Origin of the sequence: Amycolatopsis sp. NPDC004079 (assembly GCF_040610415.1) — a bacterium.
Taxonomy (GTDB): Bacteria; Actinomycetota; Actinomycetes; order Mycobacteriales; family Pseudonocardiaceae; genus Amycolatopsis; species Amycolatopsis halotolerans.
Genome location: NZ_JBEXMH010000047.1, coordinates 64,929 through 80,693, shown reverse-complemented (window position 1 = coordinate 80,693; position 15,765 = coordinate 64,929). Strand labels below are relative to the sequence as shown.

Below are 15,765 nucleotides of genomic sequence, written 5' to 3'. Positions count from 1 at the left end.
TTGGTGCCGGGCAGCGTGATCGGTGCATGGCGGACAATCGCGAACTGAGCACTCAGGGCTTGATCGAAGGCGTTTTCGCCGGTCATGCCTTCACCCGCGAGATCGCCGGTCGCGAGTGCGCCGTGCGGACGATCGAGGCGAGCCGCGACGGCGACTGGGTCGTTCGTCGAGGTGTCCGTGACGCCTAACGACGGTTCCGACGACGACGGTGACACCTGCCATTTTCGAGTCGAGCCTGGCCAGACGCGAACGATTGCCCCGCGAACAGTTCGGTCGGCGCACCGCTTCCGGAGTGTCGCCGATCGCGTTGTCGGGCGATCGTTGCGCTAGCTGTATGCGCCTCGGCGCGGATGTCTCTCGTGCGTGCTCGGCGCGTGCGACAGCGCCTGCGGTGATCAGGTCATTACGGTAGCGGTGCGGTTGCCGCGTTTCGGTGCCGCCTAACGGGGACGGGGAGGGCCGCATGGTCACGTTGATGTCGGTGAACGCACTGAATCTCTACGGCAGCGAGGCTCCTGACGAGCAGAAACGCTTCCGCGGACTGGAAGCGTTGATCCGGGCCCGCAACCCGGATGTCCTCGCCGTGCAGGAGATCATCTCCACAGGCGAGGCCGAAGCCGCAGCGGCCGGGCGAATGTTCCCGGTCCTCCCGACAACACAGGACAAGACGCCGGGTGCGATCGCGGGGTTGCGCCGGCTGGGCGAAGCGACCGGTCTCAACTGGCAGGTCGGGGGCCTGCCGGCCATCGCGGTCGGCGGGATCATTCACCACACGGCGCTGTTGTGGCGCGACGGGATCGAGCCGGTTCCCGGCACGCTCCACCCGCTGATGCGGGAAGGCGCGGGCATGTGGCACTGCGCGATCGCCGGGGTGTTCGACTTCGGCGGGCCCAAGGCCCGGGTCGGATCGGTGCAGCTGTCCCCGTTCGACCAGCAATGGGCCGCGCGCGACGCCAACCAGTTGATCCGGGCGTTCCATCGCGACGACATTCCCGGGTTTCTCGGCGGCGATTTCAACGGGATCGGCGCCCAGAAGATCGTCGTGGGCGACGGCTGCGAATGGTACGACCGCGACCCTTACGTGTACGGCGGGAAGTTCGGTGTGCAGGAGCATCCCGACCACGCCTACCAATTCGATGAGAACGGGGCGCTCGACCGTCGGGCCGCGGCCCGGCTCGAGCACCCTAAGATCGGGCGGATGCGGGACTGCGCCGTCGTCACCGGCTCGCCCTGGGAACCCACGACAGGTCATTTCTCGAAAGACATGCACCCCGACAGGCGAGTCGATCGCTGGTACGCCACCCATCGCGTGCCGACCGCCGCGGTGACCGGATTCCGGGTGGTGCCCGTGGACGAGGTCACCGTGACGCTCGACGGCGAGCGCGTCGAGTTGACCGATCACCGTCCGATCGAGGTCGACGTCGCCGAAAGTGAACTGGTCGGCTGAGAGGAGAAGGGCGGGAGGGGCCTGAACAGACCTGCGATGGTCAGAGCGTTGCGGAGCCGGAGGATCTCGGCGTGTTGTGCGGCGATACGCGGAACGGCGAGTGCGTTGAACTCGCTCCGGTCGCTGATCCCCTGGTCGCGTTCGGTGAGTTTCCGCCTGAGACGCGGATTCTCGTCCTTTCGCCACTTGATCTGGGCCGCTCGGGGATCGGGCTGACGCCCCCTAGCTGCGCAGCTGGGGCCAGGCGGTGCCCGAACTCGGCCTCGGAGGCGAAGGTTTCACGGGGCAGCCGCCGGCGGCCGGGATCCTGCAGTGCATCAGCGAGCAAGCCGATCGACGAGTTGCTGGTTGAACTTGAGCAGCTGGGCCAGCGCAGCGACGCGATCCGGGACGCAGTCCGGCTCCCCGAACAGTCCGGCGGTCATCGCCGCCGTCACGTGGAGGGTGGCGATCGGATACCGTGCTGCGGTCTCGCGGACCGAGGGCGGACGTTCCTCCACGGCTTCCAGCCAGAACATGTCCAGCACCTCCAAGGCACGAGACAGATGCTCGAGCGGGCACATCGCGTGCAGCAGCGGGCTCGCCGCCGCCCGGTGAAGATTCATACGGGGATAGAACCCGGACTCCTGGCACCACTCATGGCTCTGGCCGATCAACCAGAGCGCCACGGCACCGGCGTCGGAAGGCCGGATGGTCCGCATTTCCTCCGCCGCGAGCTCGCTCCACGACCCAGCCTCGGCCCGGGCCCCGTTGAACATTCGCACGGCATCACGACGCTGGCGGTACTGTTCGCCGGTCTCGCACTCCCGTTGCGGCTCGACGTGCACGGCAGAGACGCCGACTCCGCCGTCGTCGACGAAAGCAAGGTAGGTCAACAGGAACTGCACCCCGTGCAAGTACTGCTCCAGCACCCGCTGCCAATAGGGGAACTGCCGGGGATGCCCGTCCGGCAGGTGGGCGTGTTTGAACGGCATCGCGACGTCCGGAGCCATTCCCGGGACCGCCCGACCCGCCTGGCTCCGGTGCGGGCCGTCGCCCCGGCTTTGCCCTCGCGGCGTCGCCGTGCCCATGCACAGGACCGTACCGCGTGCGCGGCGTCCGGTCAGCGGGAGAGAACCACGTGTTCAGTCCGAGGCTGGAGCCCCGAGCGGTTCGGCCCGCTGCGACATCGGTTCTGCGCGGGGTGGTGTCCTCAATGGACAGCCGGTCGCTGTTCCGGACCTCGTTCTGCTGCGGCCCACGGCGAAAGAGCCGGACATCGGGCATCCGCCTCTGCCAGGCTGGGCTGCGGGCGAGACGCTTGCGCGATCGCTGACTTTCAGCGCCATCGCCCCGGCGTTGTGTTGTGCCGCTGCGGTCAGGCCGGCTCGTCGCAGACAGGGACGATCGCGTCCGATCGTGCGGTGGCGGTGTCTCCTGTGCCGGGGTCGGCGACGAGGTAGGCGGCGGGTGGGCCCGCGACGAGGTCGATTCGTGCGGCGCGCTCGCCGGGCGGGACGGCGTGGTCCCAGACGGGTGCGACGATCCGCATCGGCTGGGGCCGGTCGCCAGGCTGCAGCGCGACGAGCACGTCGGAGCCGGGCGCGTGCCCGCCGCGTTCGGCGATCAGGACCCGGTCCAGCCGCTCGACGGCGTAGGGCAGCACCGCGGTCAGCGTGTCGTCGACGCCGTGCATCCGGCTGAGGCGCCCGTTCTGGTACATCGACCAGATCACCGCGGGGATGTCGTCGAGTTGGCTGGAATCGGTGTGGCCGAGGCGGGCGAGTGCGGTGTCCAGATAGCTGCGCAGTCCGTCGGGGCCGAGTTGCAGGCGCAGCCGCGCCGCCGACCAGGGCACGGCGCGGGCGAGTTCGCCGCGGTCGTGGGCCGCCACGTACATCGTCAGCTGCACCAGGACCATCGCTTCCCCCGGGATCCAGCTCCAGCCGGGGTCCCCGGACCGCGGCCGGTCGGCGAAGGCGGGCCCGATGAGGTCGGCCAGGTCGTTCCACCAGATGGCGATCGGCACCGCAGCGGGGCGCAACGCGAAAGCGTTGTCCATCAGGATCGCGGTCAGCCCGGCCGGGGCGGAGTCGTCGGTGTCGTCACGAGGCAGCAGGTCGGCCAGCCCGCCCAGGGTCGCGTCGGTGCCACCGGTCAGCTGTGCGCCCTGGACCATGCCCGCGACCAGCAGCCGTTCGGCCTCGCCGGCGCGGTCGATCCAGCGTTGTCCGTCCTTCAAGCGTCCTTCCGAGTCGATCGCGGCAGGGTTCCGATGCGCTTGTGCCTGCTGGTCGTCGACCTCGAGTTCGAGCCGCTCGAACTCTTCCCGGCCGGGTTCTCCGGGCGCGGGACGGACCGTCCTTTTCCATTTGGCCATCCCGCCGGCCAGGCGCATCGGGTCGAGCCGTTGCCGCAGCGCGTCCATCGGCAACTCGGCCAGGTCCCGCGGATGCTCGACCCGGATCCCCGCGGCCGCGGCCGTTTCAGCGATCACGTGGGCCACCAGCGTCTTCGCCTGCGCGTCGGGATCCCGGCCGTCGGGATTCAGCCGGGGCCCGCGCATGACCGAGGCGTAGGCGTAGGCCGCAGACCAGACAGTCCAGTCCGGCCGGGTTGCGTCGCTGTTCACCTGCCCAGCCTGGCAGAGCCTCGCGGCGCGGGCTACCCGACCGTGTGCGAGGCGGAGAGAGCCGCGACAGGGCGGCACCGTCGAAATCGGCGCTGCGCCGCCCGAGCCCATGCCCGGCTGTGCCGAAAGTGCCTGTTTGCCTTAGCTCGGAGCGGTCGTCGCTTGTTCGGTGCGCGCCGCGTAGTCGTGCACGAACTGGCCTATCCGGCGAAGGAAGTCCCTGTCGGCTTGGTCGAGCCGGCTGGCGTCGAGATTGAGCGTGAGGGTGATCGTCCCGGCACCGTTGACTCGGATCTCCCGGCTGCAGTACACGAGGTTCCAGGGAGGGCTCCAGGAGAACCGCGGCCGCCCCGTCTCGAGACCGAACTGCCGCAGCAGTTCGCTGTCGTCCGGGCCGAGCAGCTCTCCGACGGTCGGCTGCTGCTCGTTTCTTCCGGCCATGCCGGTCACCGCCCCGCTCGTCCTCGTCCAGTTCTCAGCAATGCGAAGAAACCATGAATACCGGCTCTTCGGCGATACGGCAAGGACGGGCGGATATCCGAGGGAAAGGCTGCCGCGGGGAGAGGAAACATGCCGGGATGAAATGGAAACACGCCGCAGCGGTCTCCTCTGCCGCCGGCAGGCGATAGTCGATGCTGCCTGCGCGAGGTCGTGGGCGAGGAGCGTCGACGACGGCAAGCGAAACGAGGCGGGCGCCATGCCTTACGACCCACGGCGGGACGGCCCGCACAAGATCGAGGTCGCGCTGCTCGTGCCCCTGAAGATCCGGCACGGCCGGTGGGTGGCCGACGGCACCGAGACCGACCAGGCGGAACCCGGGCCGGTGAACGTCAACTGCACGTGCGGGGACAAGGCCTCATGCGAGGCGGCTCTGCGGGCCGCGGACGAGCTCGAGCTGCCGTCCGGGCGCGCTCTGGCGGATCTGCTTGCAGCAGCGGCGGCGGAGGAGGAACAAGCTTGGTCCTGAGCGCTTCCCTGCCGCCGCGGAGGCAACGACGAGCAGCCGTCCGCAGCCCCGCCGTCGGCTTTGCCGCAGGGGAGAGCACGACCTTTCCGAGCGTCCCGTCCCGCGCACCGGGCGGGTCGGCATCGGATACCGCGTGTGCTGTACGGAGTAGCTGGGCACACCGCAGAACTGGCTGCGCTCGGACGAATGTTGCCCGGCGGCGCGTGCCACGCGGAGCAGCGGAAGACACCGGAGCCCGAACCGAAGGCGCGTCGAGAGTGCTCACCGGACAGCCCGTGTGGATTCGGCCCGTCCGCAAGACGCAATCAGGTGCCATCGGGGCTGATGCGACCGTTGTGCCCGCCGTCGCTTCGTCCGCAGACTCAGGCACGCGCCGCGCAAGCCCTTCGGGATCGTCCCCGCGCCGGCAGCGAGCTGCGACGACAACGTTCGCGCACCGAAACCACGGAACACAGGAGACCACAAGCTATGGGAGCCGAAGAATTCGTGACCTACCAGGAAGGGACGGACGCTGACAAGGCTTTCCATGCAGCCGTCGCGAACGCACAGTGGGAGCACGGATCGGGCGGGTACACGGGCACGATCGCGGAGAAAGAGTCCGAAGGGTTCGTGATCGTGACCGCCGAGCCGGTCGATCTGGGGGAGGCCGGGAAGATGGCCTTCGGCATCCTCAGAGGCGACGACCAGAAGTGGGCCGAGATCCGCGACACAGGGGGCCGGGCCGGCGGCATCGCGGTCAAAGGCGGACGGCGAGAACACGAGGTGAAGATCCCGGCCGTGCCGGGCGGGCACGCGGACCTGGACGCGGCCGTGGCCGCCGCGATGTCGGGGAGACTCGCCCAGGGCGAGCACGTCGTCTACGGCACGAGCGGCTCGTACCGAGCGCAAGGCGCTCGGGTGCTGAGCGGAACGGTGACCGTACCCACCGAAGGCGCACAGGTGCACACCGGCTGGCTCTGGATCGGCTTGGCGTCGTGCTGACAAGCGAGACGAAGCCCCGACAGCGATGCCCCGCGAAGGCCTCGCTGCGGTGGCGCCTCACCCGAATGCCGAATCCGGAGCGCGCCGCAGTTCCCGATCGCCGCCTAGCCGGATTTCCGCAGTTGCCAACTGACGTGCAGGGAAGGTTCTCATGAAGTTGTTCCGCCGTCGCGAGCGCGATCTGCTGCTCGAAGACGTGGACCTTGCGCAGTTCGCGCCGTACGCCGAGGCCGAGCGCTACCTGCTGGTGTATCCCACCGCGGCGGCGCTCAACTACGTGCTCGTGGTCGTCTACGAATCGGGCGGCGGCCAACGCGTGCACGTCGCCCACTCGCCCGGAATCACTCCCTCCGGAGCCGGGATGGAGAACTTCGTCGAATGGATCGCAACGGGCGTGCGGCTGCGCGACGACCGCGCGATCGCACTGCTGACCGGCTGGCCGACCGACCGCGACCACTACAGCTCGCACCCGGATCCGGACGAGCTGATGCGCAGCCACTTCGCGCCCTGCCGCCGCAAAAAAGCCGCGACCGGAAAGACCGTGCTGCTGAATTCCGCGGGCGAGGTGGAAAACGTCCTGGTCCGTGAACAGGAATGCCTGTACGAATCGCCGTCGTTCTTTCCCCGGCTCCCCGCCGCGGAGTGGTCGCGCATCCTCGGCACCGAGGTCCGCAAATTCAGCCGGGACGAGTGGAAAGCCGCAGCCGACCAGATCGACCCCGACCGCAGCATCAGAGACCACACGGATGCCGAATCCGCCCGACGGCACGCGATGGTCGACGCCCATCTCAAGGAGATGGGCGTCGAATAGCCCGGGTGCCGCCGTACGGTCCGCGCGCTCGGCGCGCCACCCAACCCGCGGGTGATGTTCGTCAGCGATCCACGCGACTCGCTGATGAAGCGGCGGCGAGCGCGGCCGCGGCGGCGTGCCAGGACCACGGCACGGGCAATGCGGCGCCACCCGCCAAACTCGGCGTCCACCGGAGCCGGACCTTCTTCCCGGCAAGGGCGGCGTCGCCTGCGGACTTCGTCGCGATCTCGCCGATCGGAACGGCTCCGCGGCGTACGACGACGCTTCGGCCGAACTCCGGACACACGCTCATTCCACAGTCCCGCGCGGCACCGCCGCCGCTCATCGCGGCGATGACCCCGGGCGGCAGCGCCGCACCTTGCCCAGACCACATTCTCGTCAGCGATGTCTGCTGGCGCTGGAGTCGCGCCCCCGGTTGTCGGCCGCAGTGCCGTCGAGAGCGCCCGCTGCCCCTGCTCGTGGGAACCATCGTTGCCGGATGTTGGAAACAGAATCGCTCTCCGTGCTCCGAGTTCTCGGGTCATAGTCGATGGGATTGCAGCGTCGTCGGGAGTGACCGCAGCACTCGGCTTGCGCCGTCACACGCGACTCTGTCGCGCGGGAAGCCCTGCCGGCCTGCGCCGACGGAAGACGCCGACCCCCGCGACACGCACGGCGAACCACAGTTGCCGAACAGGCCTGGCCGTCCGCTCGTCGCCGGGGACCCTCGTCAGGACGGACGGTCCGGCGCCGGGCATCGCCCCCCGGGCGGGCGTTTCCGAATTCGCTGCACGAGCCGACGCCGGATTCGCCCGGCCCGCGCATGAACCGCCATCGGCCCGACCGGCATACGCACAGGAAGGCAACCACCGTGACGTCCGGCAACAGCACGCGATTCGGCCGGACGGCAAGGCCGCGCCCAGAACCGGACGTGCTGCCCCCGGCACGACCGGACCGACTTCGCCCGTCGGGCCCGCCGCCGCGAAACGGCGGAACTGCGCCACGACCGCCGACTCCCTTCCTGACCGCCAGAAAGGACTGCCTCAGTGTCGACCACTCTCGACCGCCAGACCATCCGGGACGTTGCATACAGGACCGACCTGGAGCCCGATGACGTCGTCCGTGACAGCTACTCGGGCCGCGCGATGTACGGCGAGACGTGTTTCGCGCTGTACGTCGACAAGATCGCCGATGCGGTGAAGTTCCTTGTCCGCTTCGGCCAGGAACAGCCGCAGGACGCCTGTCGTCTGGCCGACGACATGCGATGCGACCAAATGGGCCTCGGACAGGTTGTGTACTTCCCGGGCTGGAGGCTCACAGCTGAGGAGAACAATGAGTGACACGCCTGGCCTGACGGCCCGGCCGATACGATCCGTGCAGGCCTCGCCGGTGCCCGGAACAGACAACGTCGGCTGGCTGCTTGGTTCGCAGCACGGACAACATCCGTCTCTGCACTGGGAGTTCCCGGGGCCGAACTCCGCTGGCTGCGAGCGAGCGATTGCCGGTGCTCAGTGAGGCGGTCGGCCGAATAGCTGCTGTTCGGCGTCGAATTGCGCGCGGGCGTGCCGGGAGGCCGCCGCGCGGGTGTCGCGGTCGGCGTCGGCGTGCTTCGCGAGTTCGTCCTGGGCGGCATTGATGATCTGCTGCAGGTCGAGTGCCTGGTCGTCCGCGGCCGCGCTGTCGGCGGCGCCGGGGATGCTCGCGGCGAAGCGCCGCAGCAGTTGCAGCGCCGCCGGGTTGGTCGTGCGGGGCGTTGTGTCTTCTGCGGTGCGGAGAGCTTCGGCGATGCGGACAGCGCTGGCGAGATGGTTCACCCGCGGGGACAGTGGACCGAGGATTCTTTGCTCGGCGGGCCAGGTGCTGACCGTGATCAGCGCCCGCGCGGGAGCGAGCCGGTCGTGGGTCAGGGCAGGGCACAGGTAGTAGGGCCGTAGCCCGGGCGCGGCCTGGTAAGAGCGCTGTTCGTCGCGTCGGAGGCTGCTCAGCTTGGACGGGGGCAACTCGGCGGGGAAGAATGCCTCGTGGACGCTGACAATCAGTTTCGGCGCGGCCGGGACCTGCAGCAGCGTCAGGACGCGGTGCACGTGCTCGCGGGCGGGAAGCGCGTCTCGCGGGCCGCAGGGCTCGTAGGCCTGCTGCGGTTCGTCGAGACCGAGCAGCGCGTCCCAGGCGCGGCTCGTCCGGCGGAGTTCGGCGCGCAGTTCGTTCGTCCGGGGCTGGTCGCCGGCGGCGGCTGCGGTGCGGATGCTGCTGCGCAACTCGGCGATGCGGTGCTCGAGCACGTCCAGCGGGGCGGTCATCGCCAGACCGTACCGGGATTCCCAGGACAGGGTCGGGCGTGAGCTGGCGATTCGGGGGAAGTCGACCGCGCCGAGTCGAATGTGACGCCGCCGATCGCTGGGGTCGAACCTCAGCCCGCTCGAGGACGGGCGGTTGCCAGTTCGGGAGGCAGTTGAATTGCTGGGTGCTGTAGGTTCGGTCCGGGTGATGCGTGATGTCCGAGGAGATCTTCCGGAGCAGCGACCTCGCGGCCAAGCGAACGTTGGTGCTGCATGCAGCGCGGGACGGTGGCGCGAGGATTCGCGGCAAGGACGGAACCTTCGTGGTGGCCATGCCTGAGCGAGAAGTCTCCGCCCGGAAGGAAATTGCGCATTGGTGGGCAGCACGCCTTCGGCTTGTGGCACTGTTGCGGCGCGGCGGGATTCCCAGCCTCGCCGAGTTGGGCGACCTGGCATGGCTCCGCGCCTTCGATCGGGAAGATCTCCTTGAGTTCGCAGACGATCTCGGGAGTGCGCTGATCGCTGCGCACCCCGATTGGTCGTTCTCGACCGCGACGACGTCCTCGCCGTTCTGCGCGAGGAGCGCGACAAGCGCCGCGCAGAATCGTGACCGATGCCGATCTCAGCGGGTTTCGTTCCGTGTTGGGGATTCGGCGGACACGGACCCCGCACCACACGACGCCAGATGCGCCGCTCAGGAACTCCCTGCGTGAGCCCTGACTCCCGGGGTTGCCCGCGGACGGCGCATGAAAGACGAGGCGCAGCTAGATGCCGGCGCGGCGGGAGTTCGGGGGAAACCCGTCCTCGAGGTAGATGGCCTGGCCGGTGCGCACGGCGTCGAGGCAGGCGGCGACACGTCGCGCCAAGCCCTCCCGGAGCAATCCGGCGGCTTCGGCTCGCGTCGCGAACGTCCAGCTCTTGAGCTCGCCGTCGGCCAGGCGCAGCGAGGCGACCGCGGCGTCGTCGAGAGTGCCGCCGTCGAACACGTGGTTCAGCAGCGGGGGGCGGCCGTCGGGCTGCGACGGAACCCAGTCGACGGCCAGCAGCCGCCCAGGGAGCACGTCGAGCCCGAGTTCCTCCGTGACCTCGCGGCGTGCACACTGCCACGGGGACTCGCCCTTCTCGATTCCGCCGCCGGGGATCTCCCACCGGTCGCCGGTCTGGTACGCGGTCTCGACGAGCAGGACGCGGCCTTCGGCGTCGCGGAAGATCACGCCGCCGGAGGCCATCTGCTTCGGCCTTGTCGCGTAGTACTCCGCGGGCGGCAGCCCTGGCTGCTGTGTCATGCGGCGACGCTACCCACTCTGCCGTCACCGCCCGGGAGCGACCCGCCTCGCTTGCGGGCGCGGGGCTCAGCCGCCGGCTGTGCTGCCGCGGCCTTCTGTGATGCCGGTGAGCAGGTAGGCGTATTGCGGGGTCATGGCGGCCGCGCGGGCGAAGCTGGGCCGGTCGTGCCGGTGCCGCCCGTACACGGTCAGTCCTCGCGGCGCGCCGTCGATGCTTTCGGCAGCGCCGTCGTCCAACAGCCGTTGGGCGGGCTCGGCGGATCCGGGGTCCAGGATCGAGCAGAGTCCGCCTTCGCGGTCGTCCGCGGCTTCGCGGTACCAGGTGATCTGGCAGCCGTCGAGGGTGGTGACCTGGAATCCGACGGGGTTGGCGGCGCGTTGCCGCGCTCTGCGGGTCTCGGCAGCGGCGTCTGCGGCGTCCGCCTGCTCCGCGAAATCCGGGCCGGGCACGGTCGCGATCCGGTCGGCGCCCGGGTCGAACAGGAGCACCTCGTCAGGCCACTGCCGGTTGCGCCGGGCCACGGCGGGTTCAGCGGGGTTCTCGTGCCACAGCCGCAGCTGGGAGTGTTCTGCCACGAAGTCGAGCCGGTAGCGGGGCGCTGTGCGGGGATCGCGGTCCAGGACGGTGATCTCCACGAGAGTCCGCGACGCCCATCGTCGGCGGGCGCGGAGCAGCGCAGCGAAGTTCCCGCGCGCCGCGGCCTCCGCGACGGTGCGATTCGCGAACCGGTGCACGTCATACTGCTCGCCCGCGCGCAGCGCGGCGCGGACGTGGGCGCGCTCCCAGTCCTGGGCGAGCCAGATGCCCCAGACCTCGGGGCCGGGCATGGAGGATTCAGCGCAGGCCGGGCACCAGCCGTCGGGGTGCGCGAAGAACTGCTCCGGCGGAGCGCTCAGGTACCGCGGTCCCTGGTGCAGCTCCTGCATCGTGAGCTCGATGACCGCGGCGAGGATCCTGGTGTTGAACTGGTCCCACACCAGGGTCACGCTGCCGTCGTGGTGGCGGTCGACGATCAGCCGCTCGTCGTCGAGCAGGTCAGCGACAGGATCGGGGCCGGTGAAGCGAGCGCGGCTGTAGGCGACGAGCATTCTGCATGCGCCGTCGGGCACCGCGGCGAGAGCCTGCTGATAGAGGTCTTCCAATTCGGGCACAATGCTCTCCGGTCTCGTGAGAGGGAACGACAAACGGCGCACAGCAGTGCGCGCGACAATCCAGTCGTTGAAATCCTCAGCCCGGAGCAAACGGAGCTGCCAGCAAAGCAAGTCGCAGCCTAGGGCACCCTTTTGCCGCAGGGCAACCGCGCTCGACACTCGCGCCGATGCGAGGGCCGCCCGGCGCGTTCGGCCAAGCGCTCGTCGAACACTCCGCGGACTCGTCGTAACCTGGGCCTTCGTGGTCTGTTCCACGGTCAGGTCATCGAGGGTGTGCCTGGAGGTTGCCGACGGTCTTGTCCAGCACGTCGCCGGAACGCCGCCACCCGCGAGACCCGCAGATTGTCGTAGCGCGGGGTGCACCCGGACGCGCTACATCGCCCCGACTCTGACGACGCCGTGTGCAGGGAATGATGACCGGCGTGACTGAGCGCGAGAAAGGCCTCGGGCGCGACGACCTGCCTCCCGGACGCTGTCGGGGTTCGGCCCGTCGCAGTCTTCGGATTCTGTTCCTCGCTATGAGTGCGTCTGGGCTTCTGACGTTCTTCGCGGCCCGCCGCGTCGTCGAGAACCCGGCTCTGATCGACGCGGCTCCCGGCTGGGTCGTTGACGTCATGGGAGTTGTGTCGGTTGCGGCGGTCGTGATGTTGGTCCTGGTGTGGGTGTTCTACGTACCAGCCAGCCGCCGGCTCGATGCCGTCGGCTGTCATGGCTTGGCGGGAACCGGGCAGAAGGCTGTGCGAGTTGGCGGATTGCCGCGAGAGCGCGGTTCGTTTCGCTGCGGTGTGTGCTCGGGGAACGAGGACGGGAACCGGCGAAACCCGGACTGAGGTCCGGCGTCGCGTGCCGCCGACGGACGATATGGCTCCGGACCTGGCGCTCCCCGGCGGACGACTTCCCGTTGCGGGCGGTTCCTGCCGACGAGGAGCCGGAAACCTGACTCTCCGGTCAGCGCCTCAGGAATTTCCGTTTCGTGGGTTCCGACGCAGATTTATGGATTCGAATCGGGGATCGGTGGCGGCCCGCGCAAGAAGGGCTCCGAGTTCCGTCTTCCCAGTTTCGGTCAGCGTGTAGTAGATGCGGGGCGGCCGGCCCGCGGCTTTCTCGGCAGGTTCACGGCCGCTTTCGAGCCAGCCTGCCTCCACCATCTGAGCCAAGCGCGGGTAGAGCGCGCCGGAGAGGACTCCGCAGGTAGCGGACAGTCGGTAGCCCCAGTGCCGCTCCTTCGGCGCGGACATGAGTGCGGTGGCTATCTGCACAAGTGCGTGGGTGACGCGCATGGGTGCATTTTGACATGGCTTGCGCCTTGCAACAGCCAGAACCTGTTGCAAGGCGCAAGCCATGCTGTTTTTGTTCCTGTGCAGTGCGGAGCATCCGCGTAAGGATTCGGCCCATCCGCGGAGTCCGTCGCAGACTGGTGGTTCGACGTCCCGGCGTACGCGGGAGCAGCCCAAGCGTGCTTGTCGTGGTCGCGCAGCTGCCCCGGGATGGTGGCCCGGGGAGAAGGAGTCGGCCGCCGGCACCGGTGCTTCGTCAGTGCCGGCGGATCGCGGACGCGGTCGGAAACAGCCGTGGGACGGGATGGAAACAGCGAGGTTGTTCACCGTCTCCTTTAGGGCGGGATAGTTGACGTGATCGGCCGTGGGCATGCGTCCGCGGTGTCTGATTCCCTCGGTATGGGCGCGGGTGCTCGTGAGCTGTGCTGGGGAAGAAGCTGCCGTGGACGATGCCGTCGCGTGCGAACTCGTCGCGCCAGGACAGAGGAGATGTGGATGATCGCCGCCGACCCGCTGCACATCGCCATGCTGTCGACCCGCCACTTCCACTTCATGGCCGGCGGCAGCTCCGAGGAACACGCCCGCGAAACCATGCGCCTCGCCTGGGCCGCGCATGTCGTCGAGACCGGTGCCACGTATACCTGGGCGGACATCGCCGATGACGTAAACGTCGAGGTCCTGGGTCCCGGTGTCGCGTTGCGGGACGGATGGCAGATGGCCCTCGCCAAAGGGATTGCGTCGCCGGCCGCCGACCAGTGATCACACCTGATTGGCGCGTCGGAGTTTGTTGTTGCGCTGATGGATGGCGCGGCCGAGAGCGCGCAGTGCGACGCTGGCGCTCGCTGCGTCGACGCGGCCAACGGCGATGAGGTCGACGAGGTGAGGTCGATGGCGATGCCGGACTCGGTGCCCGGAAGATGCTGCCGGCATTCGGGAACATCGATGACGTTGATTTCGGCAGTCACGTCGAGGGATTTCGACTCCGCCGGCCTCGAGGGCAAACGTCCGGGCGTGCGGCATGTGGCAGTCCTTGCGCATCGCGGGGCTCCCGAAGGCTCGGGCAGCAACGGCACTGTAGTGATTTCGAGCGACTGTGCCCGAACTCTGGCGATGGCGTCACGTGATCGGAAGTTTGTTCATCACTGCCTGGCGGGCGTTGCAGGGTCAGGCGAGGTCGCCTGCAGACCGGGTCGGTGGGACGAGCTGGGCGAGGATCGCGGCGGCCAGCGGGGGAGGAACGGCACCTCCGATTTGGCGGTGCTGAGCCGTTTTGCTTCCGTGCCATGGATAGTCCGGAGGGAATCCTTGCAGGATGCCGGCTTCGGAGACCGTGACGTTGACGCTGTCCTTGCCGAACTGAGATTCGCCGCCGGCGCGGTCCTTGTGTCCGGGTCGGCCGATTCGCCCGGTGCCTTGCACTGTGGTCGCCGGTCGTTCGTACACCCAGTCGGCGATGCCGGCGCGGTTGCGCGACCGGTCCCATCCGAGAGCGCGGGCCATTGTGGAAGGTTTCTGCAACGTGGTGCCGAAAAGGTCGGCGTCGGTTCTTGAGCGGTGCCCTGCGCGGCATTCCTCGAAGGTGGGTGCGGGCGGCAGCGCTGGTATCCCGTCGCGGCGGGCGATCAGCACGGCCCGTTTCCGGGTTTGCGGGACGCCGTAGCGCTCGGCAGACAAGATGCCGCACCAGACGTTGTAGGCGAGTTCTCGCAGCAGAGCCGCAGCGTGCTGCCATATCGGGAGCACCTGCGGAACCTGCTCGAGCGCGATCCATCGCGGCCCCAGTGCCCGGGCGTACCGCAGGGGTTCTGCGGTCAGGGCGGAACGGTTGTCGGCCCAGTCGTACACGTCGGGAACCCGGCCGCGGGCGAAGGCTGCCATCCGGGACAGCACGGCGTCGCGGTCTCGTTCTCCCCGTCGTTTTCCCGCAGGCGACCACGATTCGCACGGTGGCGACATGATCAGCCCGTCGACCTTGCCGAACCCGGTCAGATCGATTGTTGCGACGTCCGCTTGGATCCGGTCGTGTCCGGCTGCGGACGCTGTCGCGCATGCGTCGGGGTCGAGTTCGATACCGATCGCGCGTCCGGCGTACCCGGCCAGCCGCAGGCCCAACGACCATCCGCCCGCGCCTGCGAAACCCTCGACAATCTGGGCGTCGCGGTGTCGCGGCCCGCCTGTGCGCTTTCGGCCGTCAGAATGTCGCCGGCACAATGGCAGGGGCGGTCGACACTGTCTTCGGCCTGCTGTGGGCGACTGGCCGGGTGCTCCCCGGTGGCCGTGCGTTGGCGCCGGACAGCGTTCCTCGTGTTGTCGCCGCATGCGGACGGCCCCGGTGTGCGCGGTGTCGTGCCGTTTCGGCTCAGACACGGCGGCCAGTCACCGCGGATTCACGGGCGATGAGGTCGGTTGGGTCGAGGTGTGCGAGTTCGGCGGATCCGTAGTCGCCGAAGTGTGCCCAGGCGCCGCCGGTTTCGTAGTGGACGCGGATCTCGTCGCCGGAGATGAGGTAGAGCCACGTGGCGCTGCCGCCAGCGTCCTCGTCGAGGGTGCCGTTGATGGGTTCGAGTTCGCGGCTGCCGGCGTAATGGAAGCCGACTCCGGCGGTGGGTTGGAGGCGATCGGAGCGCTGTCCGCCGTCGTGTGCCTCGTCGGCGGCGGAGCCCGGGGCAAGGTAGGCCCAGTCGTGCCTCAGCAGGGCGGCTGCCAGTGGGGCTAGGTCGCCCGCGTGGTGTTTGTGGAGGGCCTCGCCTAGGACCGGAAGCATGTGGGTCGGGTAGCCGTCGCTGTGGCAGTAGCGGGCACGATAGCTGCGGCCGTCGTCGCTCAGGATGCCGATGAGGGATCGGGTGGGCACGGTTCTCCTTCACAGCGCACGGTTTCCCGGGGAGGATCGCCGAGGCTGGCGTTGATTTGTTCACGGGGGACTCGGAATGAGAGCGGCGTCCGACTCCGCAGAACTGTTTCGGCAGAACGGT

At 68.9% G+C, this 15,765-nt stretch carries 18 protein-coding genes; 8 read left to right on the top strand and 10 right to left on the bottom strand.

Annotation, left to right across the window (positions count from 1 at the left end):
- Together ABZX37_RS35355 and ABZX37_RS35350 are read left to right on the top strand one after the other, a co-directional pair.
- Positions 1-188: hypothetical protein (locus ABZX37_RS35355; protein WP_354747036.1), on the top strand; the 188-nt coding region annotated here is incomplete at its 5' end.
- 275 nt (positions 189-463) lie between these two features.
- Positions 464-1,447: an endonuclease/exonuclease/phosphatase family protein gene (locus tag ABZX37_RS35350; protein ID WP_354747034.1), complete on the top strand. Its 984-nt coding sequence runs from the start codon at positions 464-466 to the stop codon at positions 1,445-1,447.
- A gap of 317 nt (positions 1,448-1,764) precedes the next feature.
- Here the strand turns inward: ABZX37_RS35350 and ABZX37_RS35345 are convergent, their stop codons facing one another.
- The 3 genes from ABZX37_RS35345 to ABZX37_RS35335 all read right to left on the bottom strand — a co-directional run bounded on the left by ABZX37_RS35345 (position 1,765) and on the right by ABZX37_RS35335 (position 4,499).
- A complete protein-coding gene (locus tag ABZX37_RS35345) occupies positions 1,765-2,517 on the bottom strand; it encodes a hypothetical protein (protein WP_354747032.1) in 753 nt (250 codons plus the stop codon).
- A gap of 287 nt (positions 2,518-2,804) precedes the next feature.
- On the bottom strand, positions 2,805-4,058 hold the full coding sequence (locus ABZX37_RS35340; RefSeq protein WP_354747030.1) for a hypothetical protein: 1,254 nt from the start codon (positions 4,056-4,058) through the stop codon (positions 2,805-2,807).
- Between the two features lie 141 nt (positions 4,059-4,199).
- Complete coding sequence (locus ABZX37_RS35335) at positions 4,200-4,499, bottom strand: hypothetical protein (RefSeq protein ID WP_354747028.1); 300 nt, start codon at positions 4,497-4,499, stop codon at positions 4,200-4,202.
- Positions 4,500-4,755: 256 nt separating this feature from the next.
- Between ABZX37_RS35335 and ABZX37_RS35330 the strand changes: the two genes are divergently transcribed.
- The 3 genes from ABZX37_RS35330 to ABZX37_RS35320 all read left to right on the top strand — a co-directional run bounded on the left by ABZX37_RS35330 (position 4,756) and on the right by ABZX37_RS35320 (position 6,817).
- Positions 4,756-5,025 (top strand): hypothetical protein, encoded by a 270-nt coding sequence (locus ABZX37_RS35330; RefSeq protein ID WP_354747027.1) that lies wholly within the window; start codon positions 4,756-4,758, stop codon positions 5,023-5,025.
- A gap of 468 nt (positions 5,026-5,493) precedes the next feature.
- Positions 5,494-6,006, top strand: a complete 513-nt coding sequence (locus ABZX37_RS35325) for a hypothetical protein (protein WP_354747025.1) — start codon at positions 5,494-5,496, stop codon at positions 6,004-6,006.
- Positions 6,007-6,157: 151 nt separating this feature from the next.
- On the top strand, positions 6,158-6,817 hold the full coding sequence (locus tag ABZX37_RS35320; protein WP_354747023.1) for a hypothetical protein: 660 nt from the start codon (positions 6,158-6,160) through the stop codon (positions 6,815-6,817).
- 61 nt (positions 6,818-6,878) lie between these two features.
- Here the strand turns inward: ABZX37_RS35320 and ABZX37_RS35315 are convergent, their stop codons facing one another.
- Positions 6,879-7,190, bottom strand: a complete 312-nt coding sequence (locus tag ABZX37_RS35315) for a hypothetical protein (RefSeq protein WP_354747021.1) — start codon at positions 7,188-7,190, stop codon at positions 6,879-6,881.
- Between the two features lie 652 nt (positions 7,191-7,842).
- Between ABZX37_RS35315 and ABZX37_RS35310 the strand changes: the two genes are divergently transcribed.
- Entirely contained in the window at positions 7,843-8,136 is a 294-nt protein-coding gene (locus tag ABZX37_RS35310) for a hypothetical protein (protein WP_354747019.1), read from the top strand.
- 168 nt (positions 8,137-8,304) lie between these two features.
- Here the strand turns inward: ABZX37_RS35310 and ABZX37_RS35305 are convergent, their stop codons facing one another.
- Positions 8,305-9,096 (bottom strand): hypothetical protein, encoded by a 792-nt coding sequence (locus ABZX37_RS35305; protein ID WP_354747017.1) that lies wholly within the window; start codon positions 9,094-9,096, stop codon positions 8,305-8,307.
- A gap of 194 nt (positions 9,097-9,290) precedes the next feature.
- Between ABZX37_RS35305 and ABZX37_RS35300 the strand changes: the two genes are divergently transcribed.
- Complete coding sequence (locus ABZX37_RS35300) at positions 9,291-9,788, top strand: hypothetical protein (RefSeq protein WP_354747015.1); 498 nt, start codon at positions 9,291-9,293, stop codon at positions 9,786-9,788.
- Between the two features lie 51 nt (positions 9,789-9,839).
- On the opposite strand, the gene ABZX37_RS35295 is transcribed toward ABZX37_RS35300, so the two are convergent.
- The 3 genes from ABZX37_RS35295 to ABZX37_RS35285 form a co-directional block, all read right to left on the bottom strand.
- On the bottom strand, positions 9,840-10,361 hold the full coding sequence (locus ABZX37_RS35295) for an NUDIX hydrolase (RefSeq protein ID WP_354747013.1): 522 nt from the start codon (positions 10,359-10,361) through the stop codon (positions 9,840-9,842).
- Between the two features lie 66 nt (positions 10,362-10,427).
- Positions 10,428-11,513, bottom strand: a complete 1,086-nt coding sequence (locus ABZX37_RS35290) for a hypothetical protein (protein WP_354747011.1) — start codon at positions 11,511-11,513, stop codon at positions 10,428-10,430.
- 956 nt (positions 11,514-12,469) lie between these two features.
- A complete protein-coding gene (locus ABZX37_RS35285; RefSeq protein ID WP_354747009.1) occupies positions 12,470-12,793 on the bottom strand; it encodes a PadR family transcriptional regulator in 324 nt (107 codons plus the stop codon).
- A 492-nt stretch (positions 12,794-13,285) separates the two neighbouring features.
- Between ABZX37_RS35285 and ABZX37_RS35280 the strand changes: the two genes are divergently transcribed.
- Positions 13,286-13,549, top strand: a complete 264-nt coding sequence (locus ABZX37_RS35280) for a hypothetical protein (protein ID WP_354747007.1) — start codon at positions 13,286-13,288, stop codon at positions 13,547-13,549.
- 405 nt (positions 13,550-13,954) lie between these two features.
- On the opposite strand, the gene ABZX37_RS35275 is transcribed toward ABZX37_RS35280, so the two are convergent.
- On the bottom strand, positions 13,955-15,001 hold the full coding sequence (locus tag ABZX37_RS35275) for a DNA cytosine methyltransferase (RefSeq protein ID WP_354747005.1): 1,047 nt from the start codon (positions 14,999-15,001) through the stop codon (positions 13,955-13,957).
- A 148-nt stretch (positions 15,002-15,149) separates the two neighbouring features.
- Complete coding sequence (locus ABZX37_RS35270) at positions 15,150-15,644, bottom strand: hypothetical protein (protein WP_354747004.1); 495 nt, start codon at positions 15,642-15,644, stop codon at positions 15,150-15,152.
- Between the last annotated feature and the right edge of the window lie 121 nt (positions 15,645-15,765).

Excerpts from the sequence above, each read along its gene's own strand:
- ABZX37_RS35350 (WP_354747034.1), top strand. The coding sequence starts at position 464 with ATGGTCACGTTGATGTCGGTGAACGCACTGAATCTCTACGGCAGCGAG.
- ABZX37_RS35345 (WP_354747032.1), bottom strand. The coding sequence starts at position 2,517 with ATGGGCACGGCGACGCCGCGAGGGCAAAGCCGGGGCGACGGCCCGCAC.
- ABZX37_RS35335 (WP_354747028.1), bottom strand. The coding sequence starts at position 4,499 with ATGGCCGGAAGAAACGAGCAGCAGCCGACCGTCGGAGAGCTGCTCGGC.
- ABZX37_RS35330 (WP_354747027.1), top strand. The coding sequence starts at position 4,756 with ATGCCTTACGACCCACGGCGGGACGGCCCGCACAAGATCGAGGTCGCG.
- ABZX37_RS35325 (WP_354747025.1), top strand. The coding sequence starts at position 5,494 with ATGGGAGCCGAAGAATTCGTGACCTACCAGGAAGGGACGGACGCTGAC.
- ABZX37_RS35320 (WP_354747023.1), top strand. The coding sequence starts at position 6,158 with ATGAAGTTGTTCCGCCGTCGCGAGCGCGATCTGCTGCTCGAAGACGTG.
- ABZX37_RS35315 (WP_354747021.1), bottom strand. The coding sequence starts at position 7,190 with ATGTGGTCTGGGCAAGGTGCGGCGCTGCCGCCCGGGGTCATCGCCGCG.
- ABZX37_RS35305 (WP_354747017.1), bottom strand. The coding sequence starts at position 9,096 with ATGACCGCCCCGCTGGACGTGCTCGAGCACCGCATCGCCGAGTTGCGC.
- ABZX37_RS35300 (WP_354747015.1), top strand. The coding sequence starts at position 9,291 with ATGTCCGAGGAGATCTTCCGGAGCAGCGACCTCGCGGCCAAGCGAACG.
- ABZX37_RS35295 (WP_354747013.1), bottom strand. The coding sequence starts at position 10,361 with ATGACACAGCAGCCAGGGCTGCCGCCCGCGGAGTACTACGCGACAAGG.
- ABZX37_RS35285 (WP_354747009.1), bottom strand. The coding sequence starts at position 12,793 with ATGCGCGTCACCCACGCACTTGTGCAGATAGCCACCGCACTCATGTCC.
- ABZX37_RS35280 (WP_354747007.1), top strand. The coding sequence starts at position 13,286 with ATGATCGCCGCCGACCCGCTGCACATCGCCATGCTGTCGACCCGCCAC.